Here is a 21,991-nt window from a genome sequence, read left to right on the forward strand (position 1 = left end):
CCTGAGTTGGGTCAAAGCCGGGGGCGATGAGAGCCGGGGACAAGGGCGTAGCTTTTGATTTTAACGCGACGCTGACTTTCAGAATGGCTGCGGGATTAAAGCGCGGCACTTGTTCCGGCTTAAATCGTCTCCGTTTTCTCTCCGACTGACCAGGGTCCGAACGCCGGGAGCGAGCGGAGGCTGTGAGCGTCGGGAACGTATCTCAGCCGACCCAGGGCTGGGAGATAAAACGGAGGTTTACCGCTTGCGGCGATTTATCTCGCCGGGAGTCCGGGTTCTCAGGGGAGTGACGGTGACTCCCCTGAGACGTTCACCGGTTCGGTGGCTGCATATAAAGCAGGTCTGGAAGTGAACGGAATCCCCTCCGGATTAGCATAAACGGCTGTACCCCCCCCCCCGCCGGGCCAATTCATTGCCGCTAACGCAGCCTCCCAATACAAAGGATTACCTTGAAAAAGGATAATCCTTTTTCATAACACCCGGGCCAGCGTAAAACCATCCCAGCCTTTGCTGCCGACCGTTTGTAGCGCGGTGACGGAAAGGCGAGGGTTATTACCCATCATTTCTATAAACGTTCGCACGCCCTGAACGCGGTCATCGTCGCTTTCGGGGTTGGCAACCTCACCGTCGCGCACCACGTTGTCGCCAATAATTAGCGTGCCGGGGCGGGAGTATTTCAGCGCCCATTCCAGGTAAATCGGATTGTTGGGTTTATCTGCATCAATAAAAATCAAATCAAACGGCGCTTCACCGCCCAAATGTGCGAGCGTTTCTGCCGCCGGGCCGATATGCAGATCGATAATAGTTTCCAGGCCTGCCAGTTGAATGTTCTTTTGCGCAACTTCCGCGTGGTGAGGGTCAGCTTCAAGCGTGACCAGCTTGCCTCCAGCCGGTAGCGCTCGAGCCATCCAGACCGAGCTGTATGCTCCCAGAGTACCAATCTCGAGGATTTTGCGCGCGCCGGTTATCTCCACCAGCAACTGAAGAAATTTCCCCTGGTTGGGGGCTACATCGTGGGCGGGTAGCCCTGCGGCATGATTATTTCCGAGGATTTGTTGGAAAACGGAATCGGTGGGAATTAAAGAACTGACAAGATACTCATCAACATCGGACCATTGTTTCTGCATGGCTTACTCCACGTTAAGAGAGAGCTTTCTCCCTCTCCCTTGTGGGGAGAGGGGCTATTATTCCTGGTCAGGCAATACGTCGGGTTTCAGTTTCTTCACTGCGGCTGATTTTGACCGGTACAGATTTTGAAGTTGGCGTTCCCGTGCCGTCGCCCACGCTGCCGAGCGGCACCAGCGGGTTGGTTTCGGGGTAATAGGCCGCGAGATTGCCGCGTGGAATGTCGTAGGCAACCAGCTTGAAGCCGCTGACTTTACGGGTAATGCCGTCGTGCCAGATTGTCTCAATATCGACTCTATCGCCGTCGTTCAGCCCCAGGTCACCCATATCATCGGGATGAATAAACAGCACTTCCCGCTGGCCGTAAACGCCGCGATAGCGGTCGTCCAGCCCGTAAATCGTCGTGTTGTACTGGTCGTGAGAGCGCAGAGTTTGCAGGGTGAACGGGGCTTCCACGTCTTGCCAGAGCGAGTCTGGCAGCGGTGCGGCACAGAATTCTGCTTTGCCCGTCGGAGTGTTAAAACGCAGTTCTGCCGCAGCATTACCCAGGTAGAAGCCGCCGGGGTGCTCGCAGCGCTGGTTAAAGTCTTTAAAGCCCGGCAGCGTAGCGGCGATATGGTCGCGGATCAGATTGTAGTCATCCGCCAGTTCCAGCCAGTCTAGCTGGCTCCTGCCTAATACCGCGTCGGCAATGCCGGCGACAATTGCAGTTTCCGAACGCTGAGTCGCGGCAATGGGTTTCCCGATGCCTTCGGAAGCGTGCACCATGCTGAACGAGTCTTCCACCGTGACGAACTGGCGGCCGGAAACCTGCATATCCTCCTCGGTACGCCCGAGCGTTGGCAGAATAAGCGAGGCTTTGCCCGGAACCAGGTGGCTGCGATTGAGCTTGGTGCTGATGAAAACGGTCAGGCCGCAGCGGCTGATGGCTTCCTCGGTGCGCGGGCTGTCCGGTGCCGCAGCGGCCAGATTACCGCCCAGGGCGATAAGCACTTTTACTTCGTCGCGCAGCATGGCGGCCAGCGCTTCAACGGTATTGTGGCCGTGCTCGCGTGGAGGCTCGAAGTTGAAGTGTTGCGCCAGGCTGTCGAGCAGGCTTGCGGGCGGTTTTTCATCAATACCCATCGTGCGATTACCCTGCACGTTGCTGTGGCCACGTACCGGGCACAGGCCCGCGCCAGGCCTGCCAAGATGGCCGCCAAGCAGCTGAAGGTTGACGATTTCGCGCACGGTATTCAGCGAATGCTTATGCTGGGTTATCCCCATCGCCCAGGTGATTATCACTCGTTTTGACTGCTGCCAGACCGCCGCCGCGTCGCGCAGCTGGAGTTCGCTAAGCCCCGACTGGCGAGTGATGTGATCCCAACTGGTGTTATCAATGGCGGCAAACCACTGCTCTACGCCGTGGGTATGCGCGGCAATAAACTCAAGATCAAAAATTCCGTCTTCGCCATCGGTAATCCGTCGGCGATGAGTTTCCAGCAGCGCTTTTGCCATTCCGCGCAGGGCGGCCATATCGCCGCCCAGATTAGGCTGGTAATAGTTAGTGCTGATGGTTCCCGCCAGCGAGGTGACAACTTCCAGCGGTTTTTGCGGGTCGGCAAAACGCTCAAGGCCGCGTTCGCGCAGGGTATTAAAAGTGACAATCTGAGCGCCATTTTCCGCCGCATGGCGCAGGCTGTGCAGCATGCGCGGGTGGTTGGTTCCGGGGTTCTGGCCGAAGACGAAAATGGCGTCCGCCTTATCGAAATCGTCGAGGCTGATGGTGCCTTTGCCTACGCCGATGCTGCGCTTCAGGCCGCTGCCGCTGGCTTCGTGGCACATATTCGAACAATCCGGGAAGTTGTTCGTTCCCAGCATGCGGCCAAACAGCTGATAGAGATAAGAGGCTTCATTGCTGGCGCGCCCCGAGGTGTAAAGCTCGATCTGATTTGGGTTGTCCATCTGGACGATATGTTGCGCAATCATTCTCAGCGCGCTGGCCCAGCTTATGGGTTCGTAATGGTCCGTTTCGGAGTTGTAGCTTAGCGGCTCGGTGAGGCGGCCCTGGTATTCCAGGAAGTAATCGCTTTGTTGGTAAAGTTTACTCACGCTGTGCTGGGCAAAAAACTCGTTATCAATGAAACGGCGGGTGGCTTCCCAGGTCACGGCTTTTGCGCCGTTTTCGCAGAAGCTGAAGGTGCTTTTGTTATCATCGCCCCAGGCGCATCCCGGGCAGTCGAAGCCTTTGGCTTTGTTCATGCGCAACAAATTGCGCAGATTTTTCAGGGCATGCTTGCTGTCGATAACGAAGCGGGTCGTCGCTTCAAGAGAGCCCCAGCCGCCCGCTGCGGCCTGGTAAGGCTTAATCGCTGATTTGAATTTCATATGGCAGGTGTCACTTGTTATGGTTAGCGTTGCGCAATAACACAGTTAGGTTGCTTACCTTTAGTTTACTCCTGATTAACATTAGTGAAAGAGCAAAGCATCAATCCGCCGTCAACGAAACGGCCGGGATTTACCCCTAAGCCTGTTAGAATCGACACTCGTATGGCGGTAAGCATAAGGACATCGACAATGATTTTACGAGCCAGCACTACCGGAGATATCGAAGCGCTAGAGCGAGTTGAAGCCGCGGCGGCCCGGCTTTTTTTGAGCGTGTCCGAATTGGCTTTCCTGGCGCAGGCAGGCGTGACCGACGCTACGACGCATCGCCGTGCCATAGAGCAAAATCTTTCCTGGCTGGTAGTCGGAAGCGAAGGGCAGATTATTGGATTTTGCTACTGTCAGATGCAGCAGGATTCTCTCTATCTGGCCGAGATCTCCACTCATCCGGATTTCCAGCGTGCCGGGGTGGGAACCGCGCTACTGGAAGCCGTTTTCGAACACGCCAGGCGCCTGAACGTTAAGGAGGTTACGCTGACGACTTATCGGGATGTGCCGTGGAATGCCCCCTGGTATCGGCGGCACGGCTTCGAGAGGGTTGAAACGCATGAACTTTCTGCGGAACTGGCGGAATGTTTGCGGCACCAGCAGGAGGAAGGGCTGATGGTGTTACCGCGTTGCGCAATGCGTTATTTACTCGGGTAAGGGCAGTTCTCTTTCCTTAAACCAGCGCTGCAACTTGCTCAGTTGGCGAATGTGGTAGCCGATAGCCAGTTCTTCATACAGCGTGGCGGGCGGCGTTAAGGGAGATTCATCCGGCCGTGCGCACAGAATGGCTCGCCGCGCCTGATGCCAGGCCCGCCGCTTCATCTCTATTTCGTCTGGTCTCGTTACCCGATGTTTGCTCACTGTCATCGTCTGTTAGCTCATTGTGGGGGGCGATTATAACCCGCAAAGCCAGCGACATGTCGTCCGATCTCCACGGCTGCTCTGTTTTTGCTCAAAAAAATCTAATCTTGTCAAAAAGTTGCATCATAATTACTTTGCTGTCGCGCGATATATTCTGACAGCGGGTGACAAGACCTGTCATCTGACTGCGCTAATATTCCTGACACCTACTTGCGGGAGAAACACTCATGACCCCCCCCGAAAAAAACACGCTGCTGGCGGACCGGATTGCCGGTATCTTTTGTGAAATGCTGAGCTGCGAGCGCGTGTCCCGTCATCAACTGGCCAGCAAATTTGGCGTAAGCGAACGCACGATTTACCGGGATCTCCGGCGGCTCAGCAACTATGTTTATCATGTCGGCGACGATCAGTACGCGCTGAGCCGGGAAGTGACCCAGCAGATGGAAAATTATCTGTTGCGGGTAAAGCGTAAAAATTGATTTCACCAGAGGGGTGAACGCATAAAGCTTCATAGCTACGCTGCCGATAATGCGGTAAATTTTTCTTTTTATTAATGAAAACCACAATTAATCCAAGGGCAAGATGAGTACTGAGAGCTTAACTGATATCGCCTATCGTCACTTTGTGGAGAGCGTTAAAGATTACGCTATCTACATGCTAAATATTGATGGCACGGTCGCAACCTGGAATGAGGGCGCGCTGCGGGCAAAAGGGTATCAGCGTGAGGAAGTTGTGGGGCAGTATTTCGGTATCTTCTATAGCGAGGCCGAGCAGGAAAACGGCCTGCCGGCGCGGAATCTGACCATCGCCCTGAAACACGGCAAGTTTGAAGGCGAGGGATGGCGCTATCGCAAAGATGGTACCCGCTTCTGGGCTCATGTGGTTATCGACGCTGTTTATGACGACAACCAGGCATTACTTGGCTTCGCTAAAATCACCCGCGACGTCAGCGAGCAGAAAGTGGTCATCGACAAAATGTCGTGGCTTGCCCGCTATGACGCGCTAACCGGCCTGCCGAACCGGGTCGAATTTTTCTCTTTTGTCGAAAAATTGTTTACCGAGTCCGACTATAACCACATCGCAATTTGCACCGTTGACCTGGATAAATTTAAAGAAATTAACGATACGGAAGGTCATCTCGTGGGCGACCAACTGCTACAGCGCGTGTCTGCTTCGGTGCTGAAGGCGATTGAAAAGGACGAGATCGTTGCCCGCTTTGGCGGCGATGAGTTTGTTGCGGCCAAGCCCTATAACCACGATGACGAGCTGCGTAATTTCACCGAGCGCCTGCACGGCTGTTTTGTGGGCAGGCAAACTTTCGCCCACAGCGATATTCTCGTTAGCGCCAGCATCGGCGTGGCGGTTTACCCCGACGACGCCACGGACATCAACACGCTTATCAGTAATTCAGATCTTGCTATGTACCGCGCCAAAGCCAATCTGGATAACAAGATTTGCTGGTACGAAAAAGACATGGATGAGAAGACGCGCCTGCGAAACCTGATGGCGGCAGACATTCGACGCGGCCTGAAAGAAGGGCAGTTTTTCATTCATTATCAAGAAAAACGCTCGCTGAAGGATAAGGCCATCACCGGTTATGAAGCCCTGTTGCGCTGGAATCACCCCGAGCACGGGCTTATTCCGCCGGATGTATTTATCCCGGTCGCCGAGGAGAGCGGTGCAATTGTTCCGCTCGGTTACTGGGTTATCGAGACGGTGTGCAAAGAGTCGCTGGCCAATAAAATCGACAAGAAAATCTCGATCAATATCTCTCCGGTACAGCTGCGAAACCTGAGCTTTATCGACAACGTGCGCGAGATTTTAATGCGCACCGCGTGGCCGATGACGCTGCTGGAGTTCGAGGTGACCGAAACCGCCTTTATCGTGAACAAAAAGCTGACGTTTAACATTCTGCATCAGTTCCAGAAAATGGGCATCAGCATCGCGCTGGACGACTTCGGCACCGGCTACTCTTCGTTGAGTACCCTGCGGGAGTTTCATTTCGACGTTATCAAGCTGGATCGTAGCTTCCTCACCAACGTGGAAAGCAACTTCCAGGCTCGCTCCTTTGTGCGCGCGATAATCTCGCTGGGCAATTCGATCAATACCCCGCTGATTGCCGAAGGCGTAGAAACCAGCGAGCAGTTGCGCATTCTGGAAGAAGAGGGCTGCACCGAGATTCAGGGGTTCCTGTTCGGACAGCCGGTCGACATCAAGAATATTCATCGCTAAGGTGTGATCTGCTTAACTATCCGGACGTTATTTAGCGGCATTAACTCAAATCTGTGACGTAGCGCGTAATGTTTTTCCCCGATGGGGCCGATGACCCGGGAAGGGATTTCCCTTTGCAAAGCGAGTCACGGATATGTCGATAAAAACTCTGACCCCACAAGGCGGCGTGCGTTTCTGGCATCACATCAGGCTGGTGCCGCTGTTTTCTTCTATTCTTGGCGGCATCCTGCTGCTGTTTGCGCTGTGTATCGGCTTCGCCAGCTATTTCCTGGTGCAAAGTGACCAGGCTTTGCAGGATGTGACGGAAGAGATTCAGGTGCGGATGGGGATTGCGGACAGCGTTAACCATCTGCGCTCGGCGCGTATTAACCTGATTAACGCCGGGGCGGCGAGCCGCGTGGCGGATATGGACCAGGTGAAGCTGAATAATGCCAATGCAGAAGCGTTAATTAAGCAGGCTCAGCAGGGCTTTAATACCTATATGGCCCGGCAGGTAAAAACGCCAGCCGATCAGGCGCTGGACAAGGCGCTACAGGATGACTTCGCGGCCTACCTTGAAAAAGGGATGAAGCCGATGCTGAAGTTTGCCAAAAACGGCATGTTTGAGGCGATCATCACTCACGAAAGCGAAGTGGTGCGCAAGCTTGATAACGACTACAGCGACAAACTTCAGAAGGCCGTTGCTATCCGCACCGAGCGGGCAAATCTGCTGCGGACAGAAGCCGAGAGCCGTACTCGTCTGAGCGTGGCGCTAATGGCCGGAGCCTTTGGCCTCGCGCTGTTTATGACGGTGTTTACCTTTATCATGCTGCGCCGGGTTGTTATCGGTCCGCTGCAAAGAGCGGCATTGCGAATTGAACATATCTCCACCGGTGACCTGACGCAGCCCGAAGAAGCCTGCGGCAACAGCGAAATCGGCAAACTAAGCCAGCATCTGCAACATATGCAGCAGCAGTTGGTCACTACCGTGAGCACGGTGCGCGAGGGCGCAGAGGCTATCTACCAGGGGTCAAGCGAAATCTCTGCGGGCAACAGCGATCTCTCTTCCCGTACCGAACAGCAGGCCTCTGCGATTGAGCAAACGGCCGCCAGCATGGAGCAGCTTACCGCCACGGTGAAGCAGAATGCGGACAACGCGCACCATGCGACTAAGCTTGCCGAAGACGCCTCGAAAAAAGCCAGCGACGGCGGGCGTATCGTTTCTGGCGTGGTCAGCACGATGGATAATATCTCCGCCAGCTCGAAGAAAATCTCCGAAATAACCGCGGTCATTAATAGCATCGCCTTCCAGACTAATATCCTGGCGCTCAACGCCGCGGTTGAGGCTGCACGGGCGGGCGAGCAGGGACGAGGCTTTGCCGTTGTTGCTACCGAAGTTCGCACCCTGGCGCAGCGCAGCGCCCAGGCGGCCAAAGAAATTGAAGGGTTAATCAGCGAGTCAGTGTCATTGGTTGATGATGGCTCGCGGCAGGTAGCCCAGGCAGGAACGACAATGACCGGCATCGTCGAAGCCGTGCGCCGCGTGACGGATATTATGCTGGAAATAGCCGCCGCCTCCGACGAACAAAGCCGGGGAATTTTGCAGGTTGGCCAGGCAATTCATGAAATGGACAATGTGACCCAGCAGAACGCCTCGCTGGTGGAAGAGGCATCCGCTGCGGCGGTATCACTCGAAGAACAGGCCGCTCGCTTGACCGAGGCCGTAGGGACCTTCCGCCTGAAAGCTGGCCTATCTTCACAGCCTAAAAGCGGCTATGTTGTGCCCGCCGCTAAAGGTGCACCTGCTCGTCCGGTCGCCGTCTCCGCCGATAACTGGGAAACCTTCTGACGGCATCATCCGGGCGGCGTTCGCAACGGCTCGCCGCCCGCGCAGTGATTAACGGGAGTGCCCGGTTGCGCCGGGGTTTTAGAATCAGTAAGGTGTGCGCAAATTTACAAGATTTCGGAATAAGTTATGAGCACTCAGCATTCAAAAGATCCGCTGCACGGCGTTACGCTCGAGGCGCTGTTGAACCATTTAGTGGCGCGCTACGGCTGGGCTGAACTGGCGAAACAAATCAACATCAACTGCTTTAAAAGCGACCCCAGCGTGAAGTCCAGCCTGAAATTTCTGCGCCGTACGCCGTGGGCGCGCAAGGAAGTTGAGGAACTGTATATCGCTTCCCTCGATGAGCCGCAGGAATCTGATACTCAAGCGGATAACCCGTGGGCCAACTGGCAGGGCAAAAAAGGCGACTAATTATTCTTAATGGTCTTTTCAGCCGCATCTGATAGGCCCGGTATAAAGGCCGGGCTATGCTGCCTGCTGGTTTTTAACATGGAGGGACCAGTTGATGATGACATTTCCGACCCTGAGCACCCCGACCATCCAGGCTATTAACACCGTGGGCCGCTGGCTGGCAGAGAATGATTTTTCCTCTGCACCGCAGTCGCAGGAGGCCGATTTAATTATTCTTGCCGGTAACGCGGTGATGCCGACCCTCGACGCAGCCTGTGAATTTGCCGCAAACGGTGAAAAAACATTGCTGATAACCGGCGGTATCGGGCATTCCACGACTTACCTTTATGGGGCTATCGCAGGCCACTCGCGCTATAACACTATTCCTACCACCGGGCGCTCAGAAGCGGCGATTATCCGTGATATCGCCCACCAGTTCTGGAAAGTGCCGAACGAAAAAATCATTACCGAAGAGAAATCGACCAACTGCGGTGAAAACGCGCGCTTCAGCTTTACCACGCTTGCTGAACACGGGCTCAACCCGGGGCGCGTTCTGCTGGTACAGGACCCAACCATGCAGCGCCGTACGGTCGCGACCTTTGCCCGTGTCTGGCAGGATGAGCCGCAGCAGCCTGAATGGTTAAGCTGGCCCGGCGTCGTGCCTGAGCTGATAGCCGACGAGCGAGGAGACATTTTTGCCGGTAACCTTGAAGGAATGTGGCCGCCGGAGCGCTACGTTTCACTGGTGCTCGGTGAGATCCCCCGGCTACGTGACGACGCCAGCGGCTATGGCCCACAAGGGCGAGATTTTATCGTGCATGTTGATATTCCGGCGGAGGTTATGGCCGCCTGGCACGCCCTACAGCAGGATATGGCGCTAAGCGCCTACATGCGGGAAAGGGGTCTTTAACTCCCCAGCCTTGCCCTGATTACCGTTATCGCCAAAAAAATTACACGCTGAAACAAAATGCCGACCATAATTCATTGATGTTAATGAATTTTTAATGTTTCTTCGTTATCCTGGTATTTAACGTTTTCAAGGGCAGGGCAGATTATGCGCAACAAATACACCTCACTACAGATTTCGCTCCACTGGCTGGTGTTTCTCCTTGTGGTGGGCGCTTATTGCGCGATGGAATTGCGCGGATTCGCGCCGCGCAGTTACCGGCCGCTAATCAACTCTATTCATTTTACCTGCGGGATCTCGGTACTGGTGTTAATGGTAGCCCGCCTTCTGGTGCGCATTAAGTTTCGCGCTCCGGCAATCGTGCCAAAGCCGCATCCGGCCATTATCGGCATCTCCCATCTGGTACACACGGTGATTTACCTGATGTTCATTGCGCTACCGCTGCTGGGCTTCCTGACGGTCTATTTCAGGGGTGTCGAATGGGTGGCTTTTGGTATTCATATGCCGGTTGCCTCCGTTCCGGATGAAGACAGGGAATTCGATCTGAAATCCTGGCATGAGCTTATCGCCAATACCGGTTATTTTATCATCGGCATTCACGCCTTTGGTGCGCTGTTCCACCATTACGTCTGGAAAGATAATACTTTACTGCGCATGATGCCGGGCAAGCGCGACCGTGAATCATAATTTAATGCAAACAGGCATAGAGATTTTATATTTATCCTGGTTAATAAGATAAATAGCTCTATGCCTTTTTATTGCACAATATATTAATTCTATTTCATGACTTTGCGTTCACGTCTTTTCCTGGAGCAAAATAAGTTTTTAGCGCGGCAATGGAGAGCGGGCCAGTATATGTCCATTTAAATTCATTAGTTACCGATGTTTCTTTGACGCTAAGCTCGACATTGCTACCTAATGCAATAAGGGTCGTCACGCGAAAAGCCGGGGAGGCTGCGAGCCTGATAATACCCAAAAGCGGCGTAATAGTTCCTGAAACCTGAGCCGTTTCGTTATTCACCGAAGGATCAACCTGAAAAGAATTAACGACTTCAATTTCTTCTGACATGTTATCACCTCAATAAAATTGCAGGCCATTAGCGACCTGTGCATTTAAGCGTAATGAACGAATGGAAAACTGCAATTCGTTCAGGAAAATAATTATCTTTTTATAGTTTACTGGTTTTGCATTATGTGTAGCGCCGCTTAATGATTGAAAATATATTTATCGCCTCGCTTAGGATATATTTAATTACCGTCATTGCTAATTTAAAAACATCGCTGATAATGAATTTGTCTCGCATCACATTGCAATGTACCGAGGCGGGATAAAGACTCACACAGCATATATATCTAAGAGGAAATAACATTATGTCTTCCTATTCTATTTCTGTGTTAAATGCCAGCGGTGCGCCGGCAAATGTTGCTATTTATCAGACTTACCCGAGCATCGTCGGGCTGCCGCTGGTCTGGCTGCTGCAAACGGTCAACAACGGTAATACCAATACCTACAACTGGACAATTGACTGGGCGCTAAACTGGGGGACCACGGCTCAGCCTCTGGCCCCGGGCGTACTCTGGAGTTCGGGCGGGCCGCTACAGCGAATGGATCCTATCACTACGGGCGGGAACAACGAAATGGGCGTGACTTATAGCAACGGCCAGTTCCAGACCAAGCCAACCGCCTTCCACGATAATGACGTCCCAACGGGGAGCATGTTAGTTAAAACGGACTCCACTTTTACCGTAACGCAATCCCTCGCGATGAGCCTTGCGGTATATATGAATTCACTGCCGGCATTTGCGATGCAGGGTAAACCAAACGGCAACTTCCTGTTTGACACTCATCCGACTTATTGGATTTGTACTACCGATTCAAAACAGGGCGTTGCGGTGTCCGGGACATTTGTCAGTAGCCCAACCCAATTCTCCTTTGCAGATGGCATCAGCTCCCTGAGTTTTAAACTGGATGAAACATTAAACTTTATTCCTGTCTAATGGCCAGTTTTTTACTGGTAATATTTAAAATGAATATCTGAAGGTAATCTGGCAAGCTGGTTTGCCTGTCACGCGGGCTGGCTTGCGTGTTACTGTTTTTTTATTTTTAATGATGAGGCACTGATATATGAAAAGCGTGTCGGTCACTAATTGCAGCGGAGTTGGTCAGAATATCGCACTTTTTATTAATGATGCATCCGGTGGCGGAGTGTACTCCCTGGTCTGGCAGTCTGCCTCAGTAAATAATGAAGTGTGTTATATCTTTTCATGGGATGAAAATGCATTTGGGCTTGGCTGGGGGAATACTACGCGATCAATTGATGCTGGCTTGTTATTTACCAGCGGCCAGGCTCCAGCCTCGGTAGAGCCAAACGTCGCTGGCGGAAGTAATGCGCTACCGGTTCAGTATAATCAGGCTGGGTTTTATTCCGGCACACCTTATTTTGATGGGCAAACAGATACTAATTTAGAAATTATAACGGATAAAAGTTTTACCGTTGATAATGCGGCGACGATGAATGTTGCATTATATTTGAGCGGCAACCCTTCTTTAGTGATGAAGGGCATGCCAAACACCAGCTATATATATGATACTTCGCAGATCTCATATTATTTAACCGTGACTAATCTGAAGACGGGTTTTACCCTGCCTGAATTAAACTTGCTGCCGGCGCGTAGCGCCGCGACGCCGGCCTCAATCAGCGTTAGTACGCCGAAGAAAATAGTGTTTGCTCCCCAGGCGACAAGCGCAAGTTACACGCTGACCAATACGCTGGTTTTTCAGGCTAACTGATAATGTTCGTCGGAGCCTTCATTGCTCGCCCCGTGGGCATATTGCCGCGGCGAGCAGCCAATTACCCGCTTAAACGCTTTACCAAAAGCACTTTCCGATTCATAACCCAGCCCGGCTGAAATTTGTGCTAACGACTGGCCCGTTTGTTTCAGCAGGTTGCAGGCCAGCATCATGCGCCAGCGCGTAAGGTAATCGATGGCGGATGTTCCGGTAACTTCTTTAAAGCGTGCGGCAAAGGCCGAGCGGGACATGCCTGCGCGTTCGGCAAGTAATTCCAGCGTCCAGCTAAACGCCGGATCTTTATGCATGCAGCTCAGCGCGGTATTAAGTTGCTTATCGGCCAGGGCATACAGCCAGCCCACGGAGGGCCGGTTTGCAAGGTGCAGCCGTAAAGCCTGGATCAGCATCATGTATGCCAGTTGCCGGGTAATAAGCGCGCTACCGGGCTGAGGGTGACGCACCTCGTCGGCAATACGCTCCAGCGACCAGCGCATCGCCGCTTTACCCTCCGGCTGCTGGATGCAGACTACCGGCGGCAGCGAACTCAGCAGTAGGTCTGCCGCTTCCCCGCTTAGGACAAAATGGCCGCCAACAAGAAAGCAGCTTTCCTGCTCGCCGGGCAGGACGTCCGGCCCCAATTTCCCCTGCTGGCGCAGAGTATAGAAATCTACCGGACTTGCGTTCAGGTCCGTCGTCAGGCTGAAAGAGGGGCCTGGCGGCAGCAGGTAACAGTCTCCGGCCTCCAGGCGTATGGGCTGACTGATACCCGAGACAGTAAGCCAGCAGTTGCCGGACACCACGGCGTAACATTTGATGCCTGCATGTTCCGGCCACCGGATAGCCATATTCTCAAGCAGCGCGACGCCGCCGGAGGCATAGTTCTGCGGTTTCAGTAACGAGAGCAGATCGGAGAGCGGTTCCATATTAACTCCGGACGATAAGACCAAAAGTAGCGACTTTTGAACATTGTTCGTATTTATCACCCTGTTTACAGTAAATCCCGTTGGACGGCAACTCAGTCCTTAGTTACTCGTTGGGATAACAGATATGCGTATTTTTGTTACCGGTGCGACCGGCTTTCTTGGCACAGTTATCGTTCAGCAGCTGATAGCTTCTGGCTACCAGGTTCTGGGTTTAACGCGTTCCGAACGCGGGGCCGAGCTGCTGAAATCCCTGGGGGCTGAAGCACACTTTGGCAATCTGGATGACCTGCCGGGTCTTCAGCGTGGAGCTCAGGCGGCCGACGGCGTAATCCATACCGCTTTCAACCATGATTTTTCGACATTTGCCGCAAATTGCGAGGCGGATGGCAAGGTTATTGCGGCTCTCGGGGATGCTCTGGCCGGATCGGACCGGCCTTTAATCATCACTTCTTTTGTTGCGATGGGAGGCAGTGAACCAGGAAAACCAGCAACGGAAGACGGATATAACATTCAAACGCCGAACCCGCGTAAAGCGACGGAAATGGCCGGGGTTGCACAGCTTGAAAAGGGGGTGAATGTCTCGTTTGTCCGCCTGCCGCAGGTGCATAACACCGTTAAGCAGGGCCTGATTAGCCCTCTTATCGAACTGGCGCGGGAGAAGGGCGTTGCCGCGTGGATTGGAGAAGGGAAAAACCGCTGGTCTGCGGTGCCGCTGGAAGATGCCGCTCGCCTTTATGTTTTAGCGATGGGGCTAAAAGCGCCGGGTGCGCGCTACCATGCCGTTGCGGAAGAGGGCATCACGACCAGGGAAATAGCGGAGGTTATCGGTCAGGGGTTGGGCATTCCCGCTCAAAGTATTACGCAACAAGAAGCGGAGGCGCATTTCGGCTGGCTTAACACGTTTGCCGGGCACGATATGTCGGCCTCCAGCGAGCTGACCCGCCAGCGTACCGGCTGGCAGCCGGTGGGGCCGACTTTGCTCGACGATCTCAGAAACATGAATTACCGCTAAATGTGCGCCGCCCGGCGTTAAACCGGGCGGCTTTTTCATCAGAAGCGAACTTCCCCGGCAAATATCCAGGTTCTGCCGCGTGCGCTATTGGCCGCGTGGGTTTCATCCCCCAGGCCCGGCATCATATTGAGCTTATTCAGCGCTTCCGAATAGTCTCGGTTCATCAGGTTTTGCACGCTGAGCTTCAGCGTCAGGTTGCGGTTAAATTCATACGTGCCGTAGAGATCGATAATCGTCGGGATCTGCGGCAAGTCTTGCTTGATAATGTCGCCGGTGTTCTCGTCGGTTTCAAAGTCCGGCGACAGGCGGCGCGCCTTCCCGGTGTATTTCACGATGGTGCCCAGGGTTAACGCTTTATCAAAGAAGCGCACGCCGGTGTCCAGCGTCATATATTTTCTCGGCAGCTCTGTGATGTCACCTGCGCCAAAATAGGTGCTGGCGATAGAAGTGGGCTGGTCGGTGCGCTGCTGGCTGAACGACAGGCGGCCAAAAGCAAAGCCCGCGTCGTAGTCCATTTCCAGCTCGAAGCCCTTCGCAGTAACGCCGCTGGCCGAGTTAACGTAAATGTACATGTTGTCGCTATATTCTTCGCTCATATCCTGCCAGTTGTTGCCCAGCAGCTCCCTCATGCTGCATTTACGTCCGCCGGAGCAGACCTGGTACGACTCGCTGTAGATATAGTTTTGGATCTTGCTGCGGTACACCAATGCCTTGAAGCGCAGGGCGTCGCTATCGACCAGCAGATCTTTGGTATCAATATTAAAACCGGTTTGCCAGGTTTCAGCGCGTTCAGGTTTTAAGAACGGGTTCATGGATGCGCCGCCGGAGTTGGAGAAGAACATCTCCTGAATATTTGGGGCACGCATCGACTTGCTGTAACTGACAAACGGCTGAAGCCAGGGGGTTACCTGGGCCGAAAGCTGGGCCGATGGGTTAAAGCCGCTTTCTTCTTCGTCAATATCGTAGCTGCCCTGAGGGACGCAAATAACGCGGGTATCACACGCTGGTTTGTGGCCGGTGATTCTGTTGCGGGTGTAATTGAGATTTAAGTCCGCCTCCCAGATGCCGCGCGTCACCTTCAGCCCGGTATACAGCGCCGAAATATCCTGCTGGCCGGAAGGGGCAAACGGGTTGTTTTCAATTGATTCCTGATTTTTTTTCTCGTTGCCCGCCGCCGAGTGAATAATACGGTCGTAGCGGGTGCGCATTAGTTTGCTGCCGAGGGTAAATTCCAGGTCGTTATCCGCTAAGGTGAAGCGGCTGGTGTTGTTGATGTCCAGCGCGTTGGAGCGGTTTTGTGCTGACGTGTTGTAGAAGGTATACAGAGAATCGTCGCGGTATTTTTGGTTGCCGCGGCTGGTACTGGCCGTTAGGTTGAAATCAATTAACTCTGAGAACGGCGTGTAATGATATTTAAGATAATAATCATCGCTGGTAATGTCGCGGCGCGTGAATCTGTTTTCATAGGTTCTCGCAGAAAATTCGAAGCTGTTAAATTCGTTCGGCTTGATATCCATCTTATACAGCTGGGATTTTGGATTCTGCTTCATATATTTATCATAACCAAACTCCTCGCTGCTAATGCCCGAACCGTTTGAGAAATTAGAATAAACAGAACTGCCGCTGACGGCGGCCATTGCCCCGAAGCTGCCGGTATCGGTAAATGCCTCTGTTTTCCCGGCTACCGCAATCATTCCGCTGCGCCCGACGCCGTTGCTGCCGACCGAGAAGCGCGAGCGCAGGCCATAAGCATTGCCGTCAAACACCACATCGTCCACGCCGATCGTGCGCATATTTGCGCTACCGGCCAGGGCGTTAATACCCGCTGAACCGCTGCTGTCGCCGCGCGTAACGTCAACGGCCACCAAAAAGTTAGGGTCAATAAGCACCCCGGCCTGGTTATTGGTTGAGCCATGCTGCGTGGTGCCGGAGGTTGAGCTGCCGTAAAAACTCTGGGTTATGCCGTCCACCATGGTATTCACGCGGCCAAAACCGCTCATACCACGAATATTCACGCTTACCGCTCCCTGGCCCGGGTCGATTTGCGTGTAGGTGCCGGGCATGCTGCGCAGGGTGGCGTCGAGCGATTGCAGGTTTTTGTCGGTGGAACGGGAGCTGGTTGCTCCGGTTTTCTCAAGCGCCTGCTGCTCGGGCGTAATATTCCCGGCGGAAACGTTGAGTGGGCTAAATTCCGCCGAGCCTTTTTTATCACTGCCGGATGATTCATTTCCCGATTGTGCGTAAGTGCCGCTGCTGAGCAATAGCATGCCCGAGCCGATGGCGGCCGCTAACTTATTAACGTTCATAAATGTCCTTGAAAGTATTGTAATAAAGAATAATTGTTGTTTTTATAATTATGCGGCGTCGGGCTTTCCCTCCCCGGTTAAGAGGAGGGCGCCAAATTACCGTTGTTTATCTGCTTCCAGAATAAAACTGTATTCCACGGCGGTATTTTCCAGGCGTTTAATGCGCCCCGATTTACCGCCATGCCCGGCCTGCATATCGGTCAGCAGCAAGATTTTTCCGTCGCCCCGTTGGTTCTCACGTAGCTTCGCTACCCATTTCGCGGGCTCCCAATATTGCACCTGCGAGTCGTTTAACCCGCTGGTCACCAAAAGATTTGGATAATGGGCCGGTTTCACGTTGTCATAAGGGCTCCAGGATTTGAGCCGCAGATAATCTGCTTTATGGTGCGGATTTCCCCACTCATCATATTCGCCCAACGTCAGCGGGAGTGAGTCGTCAAGCATGGTGGTCACAACATCGACAAACGGTACCTGAGCGACCACGGCATTAAACAGCTCCGGCTGCTGGTTGATAACGTTGCCGACCAGCAAGCCGCCCGCGCTGCCGCCCATGGCGTATAGCCTGCCCGGCTGCCCGTACCCTCGTTCGACCAGAGCGTGGGTGGCATCAATAAAGTCGTTGAAGCTGTTCTGCTTATGCTCCAGTTTCCCCTGCTGATACCACGCCTGGCCCAACTCACCGCCGCCGCGCACATGTACCAGAGCAAACACAAAGCCCCGATCCAACAGGCTGAGGCGGTTGGCGCTAAACGCCGGGTCCATGCTCATGCCGTATGCGCCGTAGCCGTAGACCAGCAGCGGGCTGTGGGCCGGTTTGAATTTATGCTTGTTGTAAACCAGCGAGACCGGCACTTTTACGCCGTCACGCGCGGTGACCCAGATTCGGTCGCTGTGGTAATCCTGCGGTTCGGTGTTATTGACCTGCTGGCGTTTGAGCAGAGTTCGCTCGCCGCTTGCCAAATCCCACTCATAAGTGCTGGTTGGCGTTGTCATGGAGGAATAGCCGTAGCGCAGCTTGCCGGACTGAGGGTCGGGGTTATAGCCGAGCCATGCCATATAGCTTGCATCGTCAAACTTCAGGGTTTCTTCGCTGCTGTTGGCCCATTTAATTTTACGGATTTGGCTCAGTCCGTCGCGGCGTTCGGCAAGCACCAGCCAGTCTTTAAACAGGCTAAAACCTTCAACCATTTTATCCTGCTGCGGGGCAACAACCGCGCGCCATGAGTCGCCGATGGTCGCGGTCTGGTAGAGGCCGAAGTTTGCGCTTTCCTGATTAGCTCGCAGGTAGAATTTACCGTCAAAGTGGTCGAGGTAATATTCGATACCAGGCCTGCGGGCGCTAAACAATACCGGCGCGGCTTCCGGGTTATCCGCGTCAAGCAGCCGGGCTTCAGATGAGGTGCTGGCGCTAAGCGTGATGATCAAGTAGCGGTCGGAGGAGGAACGGGAGAGCCCGATATAATAGCCGCCGTCCTGCTCCTGATAGACCAACTGGTCTTCGGCGGTTGGTGTGCCGGGTTTATGCCGGTAAACCTGGTAAGGCACCAGCGTTTGCGGGTTATTACGAACGTAAAACAGAGCGCTGCCGTCGTTCGACCAGACCATATTCCCCGAGGTGTTTTCGATAACGTCGGGCAGCCATTTTCCGCTCTGCAAATCACGTAGCGCCAGGCAATACTGGCGTCGCCCGCTGGTGTCTTCGGCAATCGCCATCATCCGGTTATCCTGGCTGACTACCTGGCCCACCAGTTGATAATAGGCCTGGCCTTCGGCTCGCTGGTTGCCGTCTACCAGCGTTTGCCAGACCTGGCCACCGCTCACCGGCTGGCGTTGGCTAACGGCGTAGTTTTTCCCCGCCGGGTGAATATCCTGATAGCGATAGCCGTTTTGCTGCCAGGGCACGGAGCGGTTTTCCGGGCTCATCCGGGCCACCATCTCCTGGTAGAGCTTGTCTTTTAGCTCTGAAGAAGGGCGCAGCACCTCGCTGGCATAGCGGTTTTCCGCTTCCAGATGGCGCAGAACTTTGGCGTTGCTGCGGCTGTCATCCCTGAGCCAGAAATAGTTATCGATACGGACATCACCGTGCCCGGTAAGCTGGTGAGGGATTTTTTGCGCAACGGGCGGCTCAACGGCGGCGGTCAGGCAGTTGGCGTAGAGCGAGCAGGCGATAAACAGCGGCGTAGCTTTCCATAGGTTTTCCATGATGCATCCTTTAGTTTTGGCTGAGGGGCAGCCTGCCGGGAGATTCAGCATAAAAGTAAGTTCGGTGGAACAGGGGCTAAGGCGCTAGCTTCGCCTTAGATCCGTAAGGTCAAAAGTAATCGGCATTTTCACTTTATAAACCCCGCCTTGTAATATTTCCGACGGCGGTTTGGGCAGTGGCTGGGCCCGTTCGAGCACCGTAACCGCCTCGCGATCCAGCGAGATTGTTCCCGAGGAGGCGGCCAGAGAATTGCCGATGACCGTGCCGTCTGCATTAACGGTAAACGTTACAACGGCAGTGCCGATGCGGGCTCGCCTGCGGGCATCGGCCGGGTAGCGTTTATACCGGTTAAGGTGGCCTTTCACCCGGCTTTCCCATGAGTCTTCAAGGTTGTCTCGCTTTGGCGAGTCGCTGTTGAAAGGGGCGGCAATACGGGATGAAACAACCGCAGCCTGGGGCGCGGCATCGCTGGAAACGGCGGCCTGGCTGCTGTCGCTGGTTTGATCTTTAACTTTGCGCTGCGGGCGCGGCTTCTTCTTTTCACCCTCGGCAGCTTTTTTCTGCCGCGTGACTTCAATCACCGCATCCTTGTCTTCAGGAATGGCCTGCTGCTGCTTGTCTTCGGCCTGCTGCTTTTCCTCGGCGGCAGCAGATTCCTGCTGGGCAATTCCCACTGGCTGCTTAACGGGAGTCGCGGGCGCTTCGATATTGTCCGACCATTGCAGCATGACCGCCGGAGCAGGAGGCAGAGAGGGCTGTACGTCGGCAACCTGCCAGATAAGCGCAAGAAAAAGCAGACTATGGAGCAGCAGAGAGAAAACAAATCCGCCGCTCCATCTTCCCGTCCGCGGCGCGTAGAGAATATCCGTCATCCGCTTTTACCGTTTTGCAGCAGCTGGCTTCACAAACCACACGTAATCAGCCTGGTCAGCGGTAATCTTCATGCCTTTTTCCGCGAGCATTAGTACAACCGGGCGGGATGATGGAGCGAGATCTTCCATATGCAACGGTACGCCGATGCTTTTCGATGCGTGATAACCGCCGGCAATCAACAATGCCGGAGCGGGGGCGTTCAGCAACTGCTGGGCCATATATCGGTCGCGCTGCTGCTGAATAGAGAGCATCGATTTAAGCTGCTGACCCTCAATATTGCCATCATGCATGGCGATAATGGTTGTGCGCAGTGCGTCCTGAACGGCGGGAGCGGTAGATTTTTTGCCTTCGGGGAATTCGGGCTTTTTATATAGCTCCATAACCCGGCTGCGGTCGATGTTGGCATTAAGCAGCGGGTAAGGCGCGCGTAAAGCTTCGGTAACGACGCCGCCATACATCTCCCACGGCCAGCCTTTTTGCCAGCTTAGTAGTTCCTGAATACGCCCATCGCGTACGACAGGATCTTCTTTCAGCCAGTTTTTAACCTGGGCAACCCGCGGCTGCTGGCCTGCGGTGAGCATTTCAAGCAGCACGCTGCCCTGAGGGCGCTGGCGAACCAGGTTCTGGATAAGCCAAAGCTCAATTTCATGATGTTCGGCGTTATCGTGTTTCTCGCCGACGATAAGCCGCGGTGCGGCCGCAAGCTGCGTTAATAGCTGACTTTCGGTCAGCGTTTTGCCGCTGTGCAAGTCGAGGATCTGTCCTTCGACAACGGCGGCTTTGAGTGCCGATGCTTTCGGCTGTGGGGGAGTGGTTTGGCTGCAGGCGCTGAGGCCCAGGCTGGCTAACGCTATCAAAGAGCTAAGGATCAATTTTTTATGCATATCTTTGCCCGGAGGTGGCCTTCACTGGCCGCTGTTATTGATACCGATCGGTTTATAGCGGGCGGGATGTTAACAAATAAATTTACCGAATGATACTCATTATCATTTGCATTTAATTTGTAAGGTTATCTTTTTACCGTAAAACCTCATTGTTACAGAGAAAACGCCGCATGTAAGCGGCGTTTGGCGGGATAAAATAGTGAAAGGCGCTAGCGAGCGTAACGTGGGGCGGGATGAGTTGAACTCAGGCGGCCGCTAATCGCCCGGCGGTCTGCTTCCCAGGCATCCCATTCGCTTCCTTCCTGTAGGGAAGGGAGGGTGACTTTTTCCCCGGCATCCAGACCGGCAAGCGCGGCATCCACCATATCTTCGGTTGTCATTACCCATGATTGCGGCAGATTTTGGTGGCCGCCCACGCCCGCAATGTTCCAGAAATCCGTTGCCGTTGCGCCGGGCGGAATTTAATATTTCAGATTTTTCATCTACCCTTATTCTTTACATGGTTTTGGTCGCGTGGATAATACCTGAAAACAATTATGATTCAGGCTCCGGGATATTCCTGGAGATGTGATAATGAATAAAAGAAAATCATTGTGGTTTATTGCCGTATTTTGGATTCTGGGTATATCAATCTTTGCTTTCAATCTTCACTTTAAACCGCCCTATGTCGCTGATGCAGAAGAGAAGCTGGAATCGAATCTGACATACACCTTTGGGCCTGGCAACTGCGACAGCCGCAAGGAGCCCGACGGAGAATGGGATATCATCTGCGATGTTGGCTATGACAAGCACAGCTTCCAGTACCAGGTTTACCCGGAGAGCGAGAGCGGAGATTTTTATCTTGTCGCGCTAAATACCGATGCCAGAGAAAATGTGAATACCGATTTGCTCTCCTATCTCGATATCAGGAAATCAAAAGGATAATTATTATCATCTTTAACCTGACTAAGAAATTTAAATAATCTCCAATCGTGGCGAATTTATCGCTACCCAGAAGTGCCTGTTGAACTGGCTGGTTGAGTGTTTTAATTGCCGCAAACGCGGCTTTTTTTTATTGGAATAATAATAAGCGGATGCTTCTAAGTATTATTCTTTATTGCATCATTTGAGAAACTCACGGCGGCAACCGGCGGGCTAATACACTTCACACCTCTCCTCAAACACTGCATTGCCTTGAATCAGAAACAAGAAATGTAAAGCCCAGAATTGGGGGCTGGAAATCTATCATTTTTACAATATTATCA

Annotated in this window: 21 protein-coding genes; 11 read left to right on the forward strand and 10 right to left on the reverse strand. The window is 53.6% G+C overall.

The features are described 5' to 3' along the window. Window positions 1-470: 470 nt before the first annotated feature. Window positions 471-1,127, reverse strand: coding sequence for an O-methyltransferase (locus HMPREF0201_RS09170; RefSeq protein ID WP_016536311.1), 657 nt, complete (start codon window positions 1,125-1,127; stop codon window positions 471-473). Between the two features lie 67 nt (window positions 1,128-1,194). Beyond that, on the reverse strand, window positions 1,195-3,492 hold the full coding sequence (locus tag HMPREF0201_RS09175; protein WP_016536312.1) for an FdhF/YdeP family oxidoreductase: 2,298 nt from the start codon (window positions 3,490-3,492) through the stop codon (window positions 1,195-1,197). Window positions 3,493-3,681: 189 nt separating this feature from the next. Between HMPREF0201_RS09175 and HMPREF0201_RS09180 the strand changes: the two genes are divergently transcribed. Further along, window positions 3,682-4,194 (forward strand): GNAT family N-acetyltransferase, encoded by a 513-nt coding sequence (locus HMPREF0201_RS09180; RefSeq protein WP_016536313.1) that lies wholly within the window; start codon window positions 3,682-3,684, stop codon window positions 4,192-4,194. Here HMPREF0201_RS09180 and HMPREF0201_RS23045 read toward each other — a convergent pair. Further along, window positions 4,183-4,404 (reverse strand): hypothetical protein, encoded by a 222-nt coding sequence (locus HMPREF0201_RS23045; protein WP_147293928.1) that lies wholly within the window; start codon window positions 4,402-4,404, stop codon window positions 4,183-4,185. The genes HMPREF0201_RS09180 and HMPREF0201_RS23045 overlap by 12 nt on opposite strands. A gap of 221 nt (window positions 4,405-4,625) precedes the next feature. Here HMPREF0201_RS23045 and HMPREF0201_RS09185 point away from each other — a divergent pair, with 221 nt between their 5' ends. From HMPREF0201_RS09185 to cybB, 6 genes are all read left to right on the forward strand, one after another. After that, window positions 4,626-4,877, forward strand: a complete 252-nt coding sequence (locus HMPREF0201_RS09185; RefSeq protein WP_016536315.1) for an HTH domain-containing protein — start codon at window positions 4,626-4,628, stop codon at window positions 4,875-4,877. A gap of 103 nt (window positions 4,878-4,980) precedes the next feature. Next, a complete protein-coding gene (locus tag HMPREF0201_RS09190; RefSeq protein ID WP_016536316.1) occupies window positions 4,981-6,630 on the forward strand; it encodes a putative bifunctional diguanylate cyclase/phosphodiesterase in 1,650 nt (549 codons plus the stop codon). 133 nt (window positions 6,631-6,763) lie between these two features. Next, window positions 6,764-8,458 carry a methyl-accepting chemotaxis protein gene (locus HMPREF0201_RS09195; RefSeq protein WP_016536317.1) on the forward strand — a complete coding sequence of 565 codons (1,695 nt, stop codon included), beginning with the start codon at window positions 6,764-6,766 and terminating at the stop codon, window positions 8,456-8,458. 126 nt (window positions 8,459-8,584) lie between these two features. Beyond that, complete coding sequence (locus HMPREF0201_RS09200; protein ID WP_016536318.1) at window positions 8,585-8,869, forward strand: VF530 family protein; 285 nt, start codon at window positions 8,585-8,587, stop codon at window positions 8,867-8,869. Window positions 8,870-8,963: 94 nt separating this feature from the next. Next, window positions 8,964-9,758 (forward strand): YdcF family protein, encoded by a 795-nt coding sequence (locus HMPREF0201_RS09205; RefSeq protein WP_016536319.1) that lies wholly within the window; start codon window positions 8,964-8,966, stop codon window positions 9,756-9,758. A gap of 144 nt (window positions 9,759-9,902) precedes the next feature. Then, a complete protein-coding gene (gene cybB, locus HMPREF0201_RS09210; protein ID WP_016536320.1) occupies window positions 9,903-10,442 on the forward strand; it encodes a cytochrome b561 in 540 nt (179 codons plus the stop codon). A 94-nt stretch (window positions 10,443-10,536) separates the two neighbouring features. Here cybB and HMPREF0201_RS09215 read toward each other — a convergent pair whose 3' ends face one another. After that, window positions 10,537-10,824 carry a hypothetical protein gene (locus HMPREF0201_RS09215; protein ID WP_016536321.1) on the reverse strand — a complete coding sequence of 96 codons (288 nt, stop codon included), beginning with the start codon at window positions 10,822-10,824 and terminating at the stop codon, window positions 10,537-10,539. Between the two features lie 302 nt (window positions 10,825-11,126). Here HMPREF0201_RS09215 and HMPREF0201_RS09220 point away from each other — a divergent pair, with 302 nt between their 5' ends. Next, entirely contained in the window at window positions 11,127-11,753 is a 627-nt protein-coding gene (locus HMPREF0201_RS09220) for a hypothetical protein (RefSeq protein WP_016536322.1), read from the forward strand. A 127-nt stretch (window positions 11,754-11,880) separates the two neighbouring features. Then, window positions 11,881-12,546, forward strand: a complete 666-nt coding sequence (locus HMPREF0201_RS09225; RefSeq protein ID WP_016536324.1) for a hypothetical protein — start codon at window positions 11,881-11,883, stop codon at window positions 12,544-12,546. Here the strand turns inward: HMPREF0201_RS09225 and HMPREF0201_RS09230 are convergent. Beyond that, window positions 12,534-13,469, reverse strand: a complete 936-nt coding sequence (locus HMPREF0201_RS09230) for an AraC family transcriptional regulator (protein WP_016536325.1) — start codon at window positions 13,467-13,469, stop codon at window positions 12,534-12,536. The two genes, HMPREF0201_RS09225 and HMPREF0201_RS09230, sit on opposite strands and share 13 nt — an antisense overlap. A 124-nt stretch (window positions 13,470-13,593) precedes the next feature. On the opposite strand from HMPREF0201_RS09230, the gene HMPREF0201_RS09235 reads away from it, so the two are divergent. Beyond that, a complete protein-coding gene (locus tag HMPREF0201_RS09235; RefSeq protein ID WP_016536326.1) occupies window positions 13,594-14,481 on the forward strand; it encodes an SDR family oxidoreductase in 888 nt (295 codons plus the stop codon). Between the two features lie 38 nt (window positions 14,482-14,519). Here HMPREF0201_RS09235 and HMPREF0201_RS09240 read toward each other — a convergent pair whose 3' ends face one another. The 5 genes from HMPREF0201_RS09240 to HMPREF0201_RS09260 all read right to left on the reverse strand — a co-directional run bounded on the left by HMPREF0201_RS09240 (window position 14,520) and on the right by HMPREF0201_RS09260 (window position 21,127). Continuing rightward, window positions 14,520-16,787, reverse strand: coding sequence for a TonB-dependent receptor domain-containing protein (locus tag HMPREF0201_RS09240; RefSeq protein WP_016536327.1), 2,268 nt, complete (start codon window positions 16,785-16,787; stop codon window positions 14,520-14,522). A 96-nt stretch (window positions 16,788-16,883) separates the two neighbouring features. Beyond that, window positions 16,884-18,989 (reverse strand): S9 family peptidase, encoded by a 2,106-nt coding sequence (locus tag HMPREF0201_RS09245; protein ID WP_016536328.1) that lies wholly within the window; start codon window positions 18,987-18,989, stop codon window positions 16,884-16,886. Between the two features lie 84 nt (window positions 18,990-19,073). Next, window positions 19,074-19,862, reverse strand: a complete 789-nt coding sequence (gene tolA, locus HMPREF0201_RS09250; protein ID WP_016536329.1) for a cell envelope integrity protein TolA — start codon at window positions 19,860-19,862, stop codon at window positions 19,074-19,076. A 6-nt stretch (window positions 19,863-19,868) separates the two neighbouring features. Further along, window positions 19,869-20,747, reverse strand: a complete 879-nt coding sequence (locus tag HMPREF0201_RS09255; RefSeq protein WP_016536330.1) for a ChaN family lipoprotein — start codon at window positions 20,745-20,747, stop codon at window positions 19,869-19,871. A 209-nt stretch (window positions 20,748-20,956) separates the two neighbouring features. After that, window positions 20,957-21,127, reverse strand: coding sequence for a hypothetical protein (locus HMPREF0201_RS09260; protein WP_016536331.1), 171 nt, complete (start codon window positions 21,125-21,127; stop codon window positions 20,957-20,959). 193 nt (window positions 21,128-21,320) lie between these two features. Between HMPREF0201_RS09260 and HMPREF0201_RS09265 the strand changes: the two genes are divergently transcribed. Then, on the forward strand, window positions 21,321-21,671 hold the full coding sequence (locus HMPREF0201_RS09265; RefSeq protein WP_016536333.1) for a hypothetical protein: 351 nt from the start codon (window positions 21,321-21,323) through the stop codon (window positions 21,669-21,671). Window positions 21,672-21,991: the final 320 nt, after the last annotated feature.

Origin of the sequence: Cedecea davisae DSM 4568, from assembly GCF_000412335.2 — a bacterium.
Classification (GTDB): Bacteria; Pseudomonadota; Gammaproteobacteria; order Enterobacterales; family Enterobacteriaceae; genus Cedecea; species Cedecea davisae.

Bases quoted from the DNA above. Each gene is read 5' to 3' on its own strand.
- HMPREF0201_RS09170 (WP_016536311.1), bottom strand. From the start codon at position 1,127: ATGCAGAAACAATGGTCCGATGTTGATGAGTATCTTGTCAGTTCTTTA.
- HMPREF0201_RS09175 (WP_016536312.1), bottom strand. From the start codon at position 3,492: ATGAAATTCAAATCAGCGATTAAGCCTTACCAGGCCGCAGCGGGCGGC.
- HMPREF0201_RS09180 (WP_016536313.1), top strand. From the start codon at position 3,682: ATGATTTTACGAGCCAGCACTACCGGAGATATCGAAGCGCTAGAGCGA.
- HMPREF0201_RS23045 (WP_147293928.1), bottom strand. From the start codon at position 4,404: ATGACAGTGAGCAAACATCGGGTAACGAGACCAGACGAAATAGAGATG.
- HMPREF0201_RS09185 (WP_016536315.1), top strand. From the start codon at position 4,626: ATGACCCCCCCCGAAAAAAACACGCTGCTGGCGGACCGGATTGCCGGT.
- HMPREF0201_RS09190 (WP_016536316.1), top strand. From the start codon at position 4,981: ATGAGTACTGAGAGCTTAACTGATATCGCCTATCGTCACTTTGTGGAG.
- HMPREF0201_RS09195 (WP_016536317.1), top strand. From the start codon at position 6,764: ATGTCGATAAAAACTCTGACCCCACAAGGCGGCGTGCGTTTCTGGCAT.
- HMPREF0201_RS09200 (WP_016536318.1), top strand. From the start codon at position 8,585: ATGAGCACTCAGCATTCAAAAGATCCGCTGCACGGCGTTACGCTCGAG.
- HMPREF0201_RS09205 (WP_016536319.1), top strand. From the start codon at position 8,964: ATGATGACATTTCCGACCCTGAGCACCCCGACCATCCAGGCTATTAAC.
- cybB (WP_016536320.1), top strand. From the start codon at position 9,903: ATGCGCAACAAATACACCTCACTACAGATTTCGCTCCACTGGCTGGTG.
- HMPREF0201_RS09215 (WP_016536321.1), bottom strand. From the start codon at position 10,824: ATGTCAGAAGAAATTGAAGTCGTTAATTCTTTTCAGGTTGATCCTTCG.
- HMPREF0201_RS09220 (WP_016536322.1), top strand. From the start codon at position 11,127: ATGTCTTCCTATTCTATTTCTGTGTTAAATGCCAGCGGTGCGCCGGCA.
- HMPREF0201_RS09225 (WP_016536324.1), top strand. From the start codon at position 11,881: ATGAAAAGCGTGTCGGTCACTAATTGCAGCGGAGTTGGTCAGAATATC.
- HMPREF0201_RS09230 (WP_016536325.1), bottom strand. From the start codon at position 13,469: ATGGAACCGCTCTCCGATCTGCTCTCGTTACTGAAACCGCAGAACTAT.
- HMPREF0201_RS09235 (WP_016536326.1), top strand. From the start codon at position 13,594: ATGCGTATTTTTGTTACCGGTGCGACCGGCTTTCTTGGCACAGTTATC.
- HMPREF0201_RS09240 (WP_016536327.1), bottom strand. From the start codon at position 16,787: ATGAACGTTAATAAGTTAGCGGCCGCCATCGGCTCGGGCATGCTATTG.
- HMPREF0201_RS09245 (WP_016536328.1), bottom strand. From the start codon at position 18,989: ATGGAAAACCTATGGAAAGCTACGCCGCTGTTTATCGCCTGCTCGCTC.
- tolA (WP_016536329.1), bottom strand. From the start codon at position 19,862: ATGACGGATATTCTCTACGCGCCGCGGACGGGAAGATGGAGCGGCGGA.
- HMPREF0201_RS09255 (WP_016536330.1), bottom strand. From the start codon at position 20,747: ATGCATAAAAAATTGATCCTTAGCTCTTTGATAGCGTTAGCCAGCCTG.
- HMPREF0201_RS09260 (WP_016536331.1), bottom strand. From the start codon at position 21,127: ATGACAACCGAAGATATGGTGGATGCCGCGCTTGCCGGTCTGGATGCC.
- HMPREF0201_RS09265 (WP_016536333.1), top strand. From the start codon at position 21,321: ATGAATAAAAGAAAATCATTGTGGTTTATTGCCGTATTTTGGATTCTG.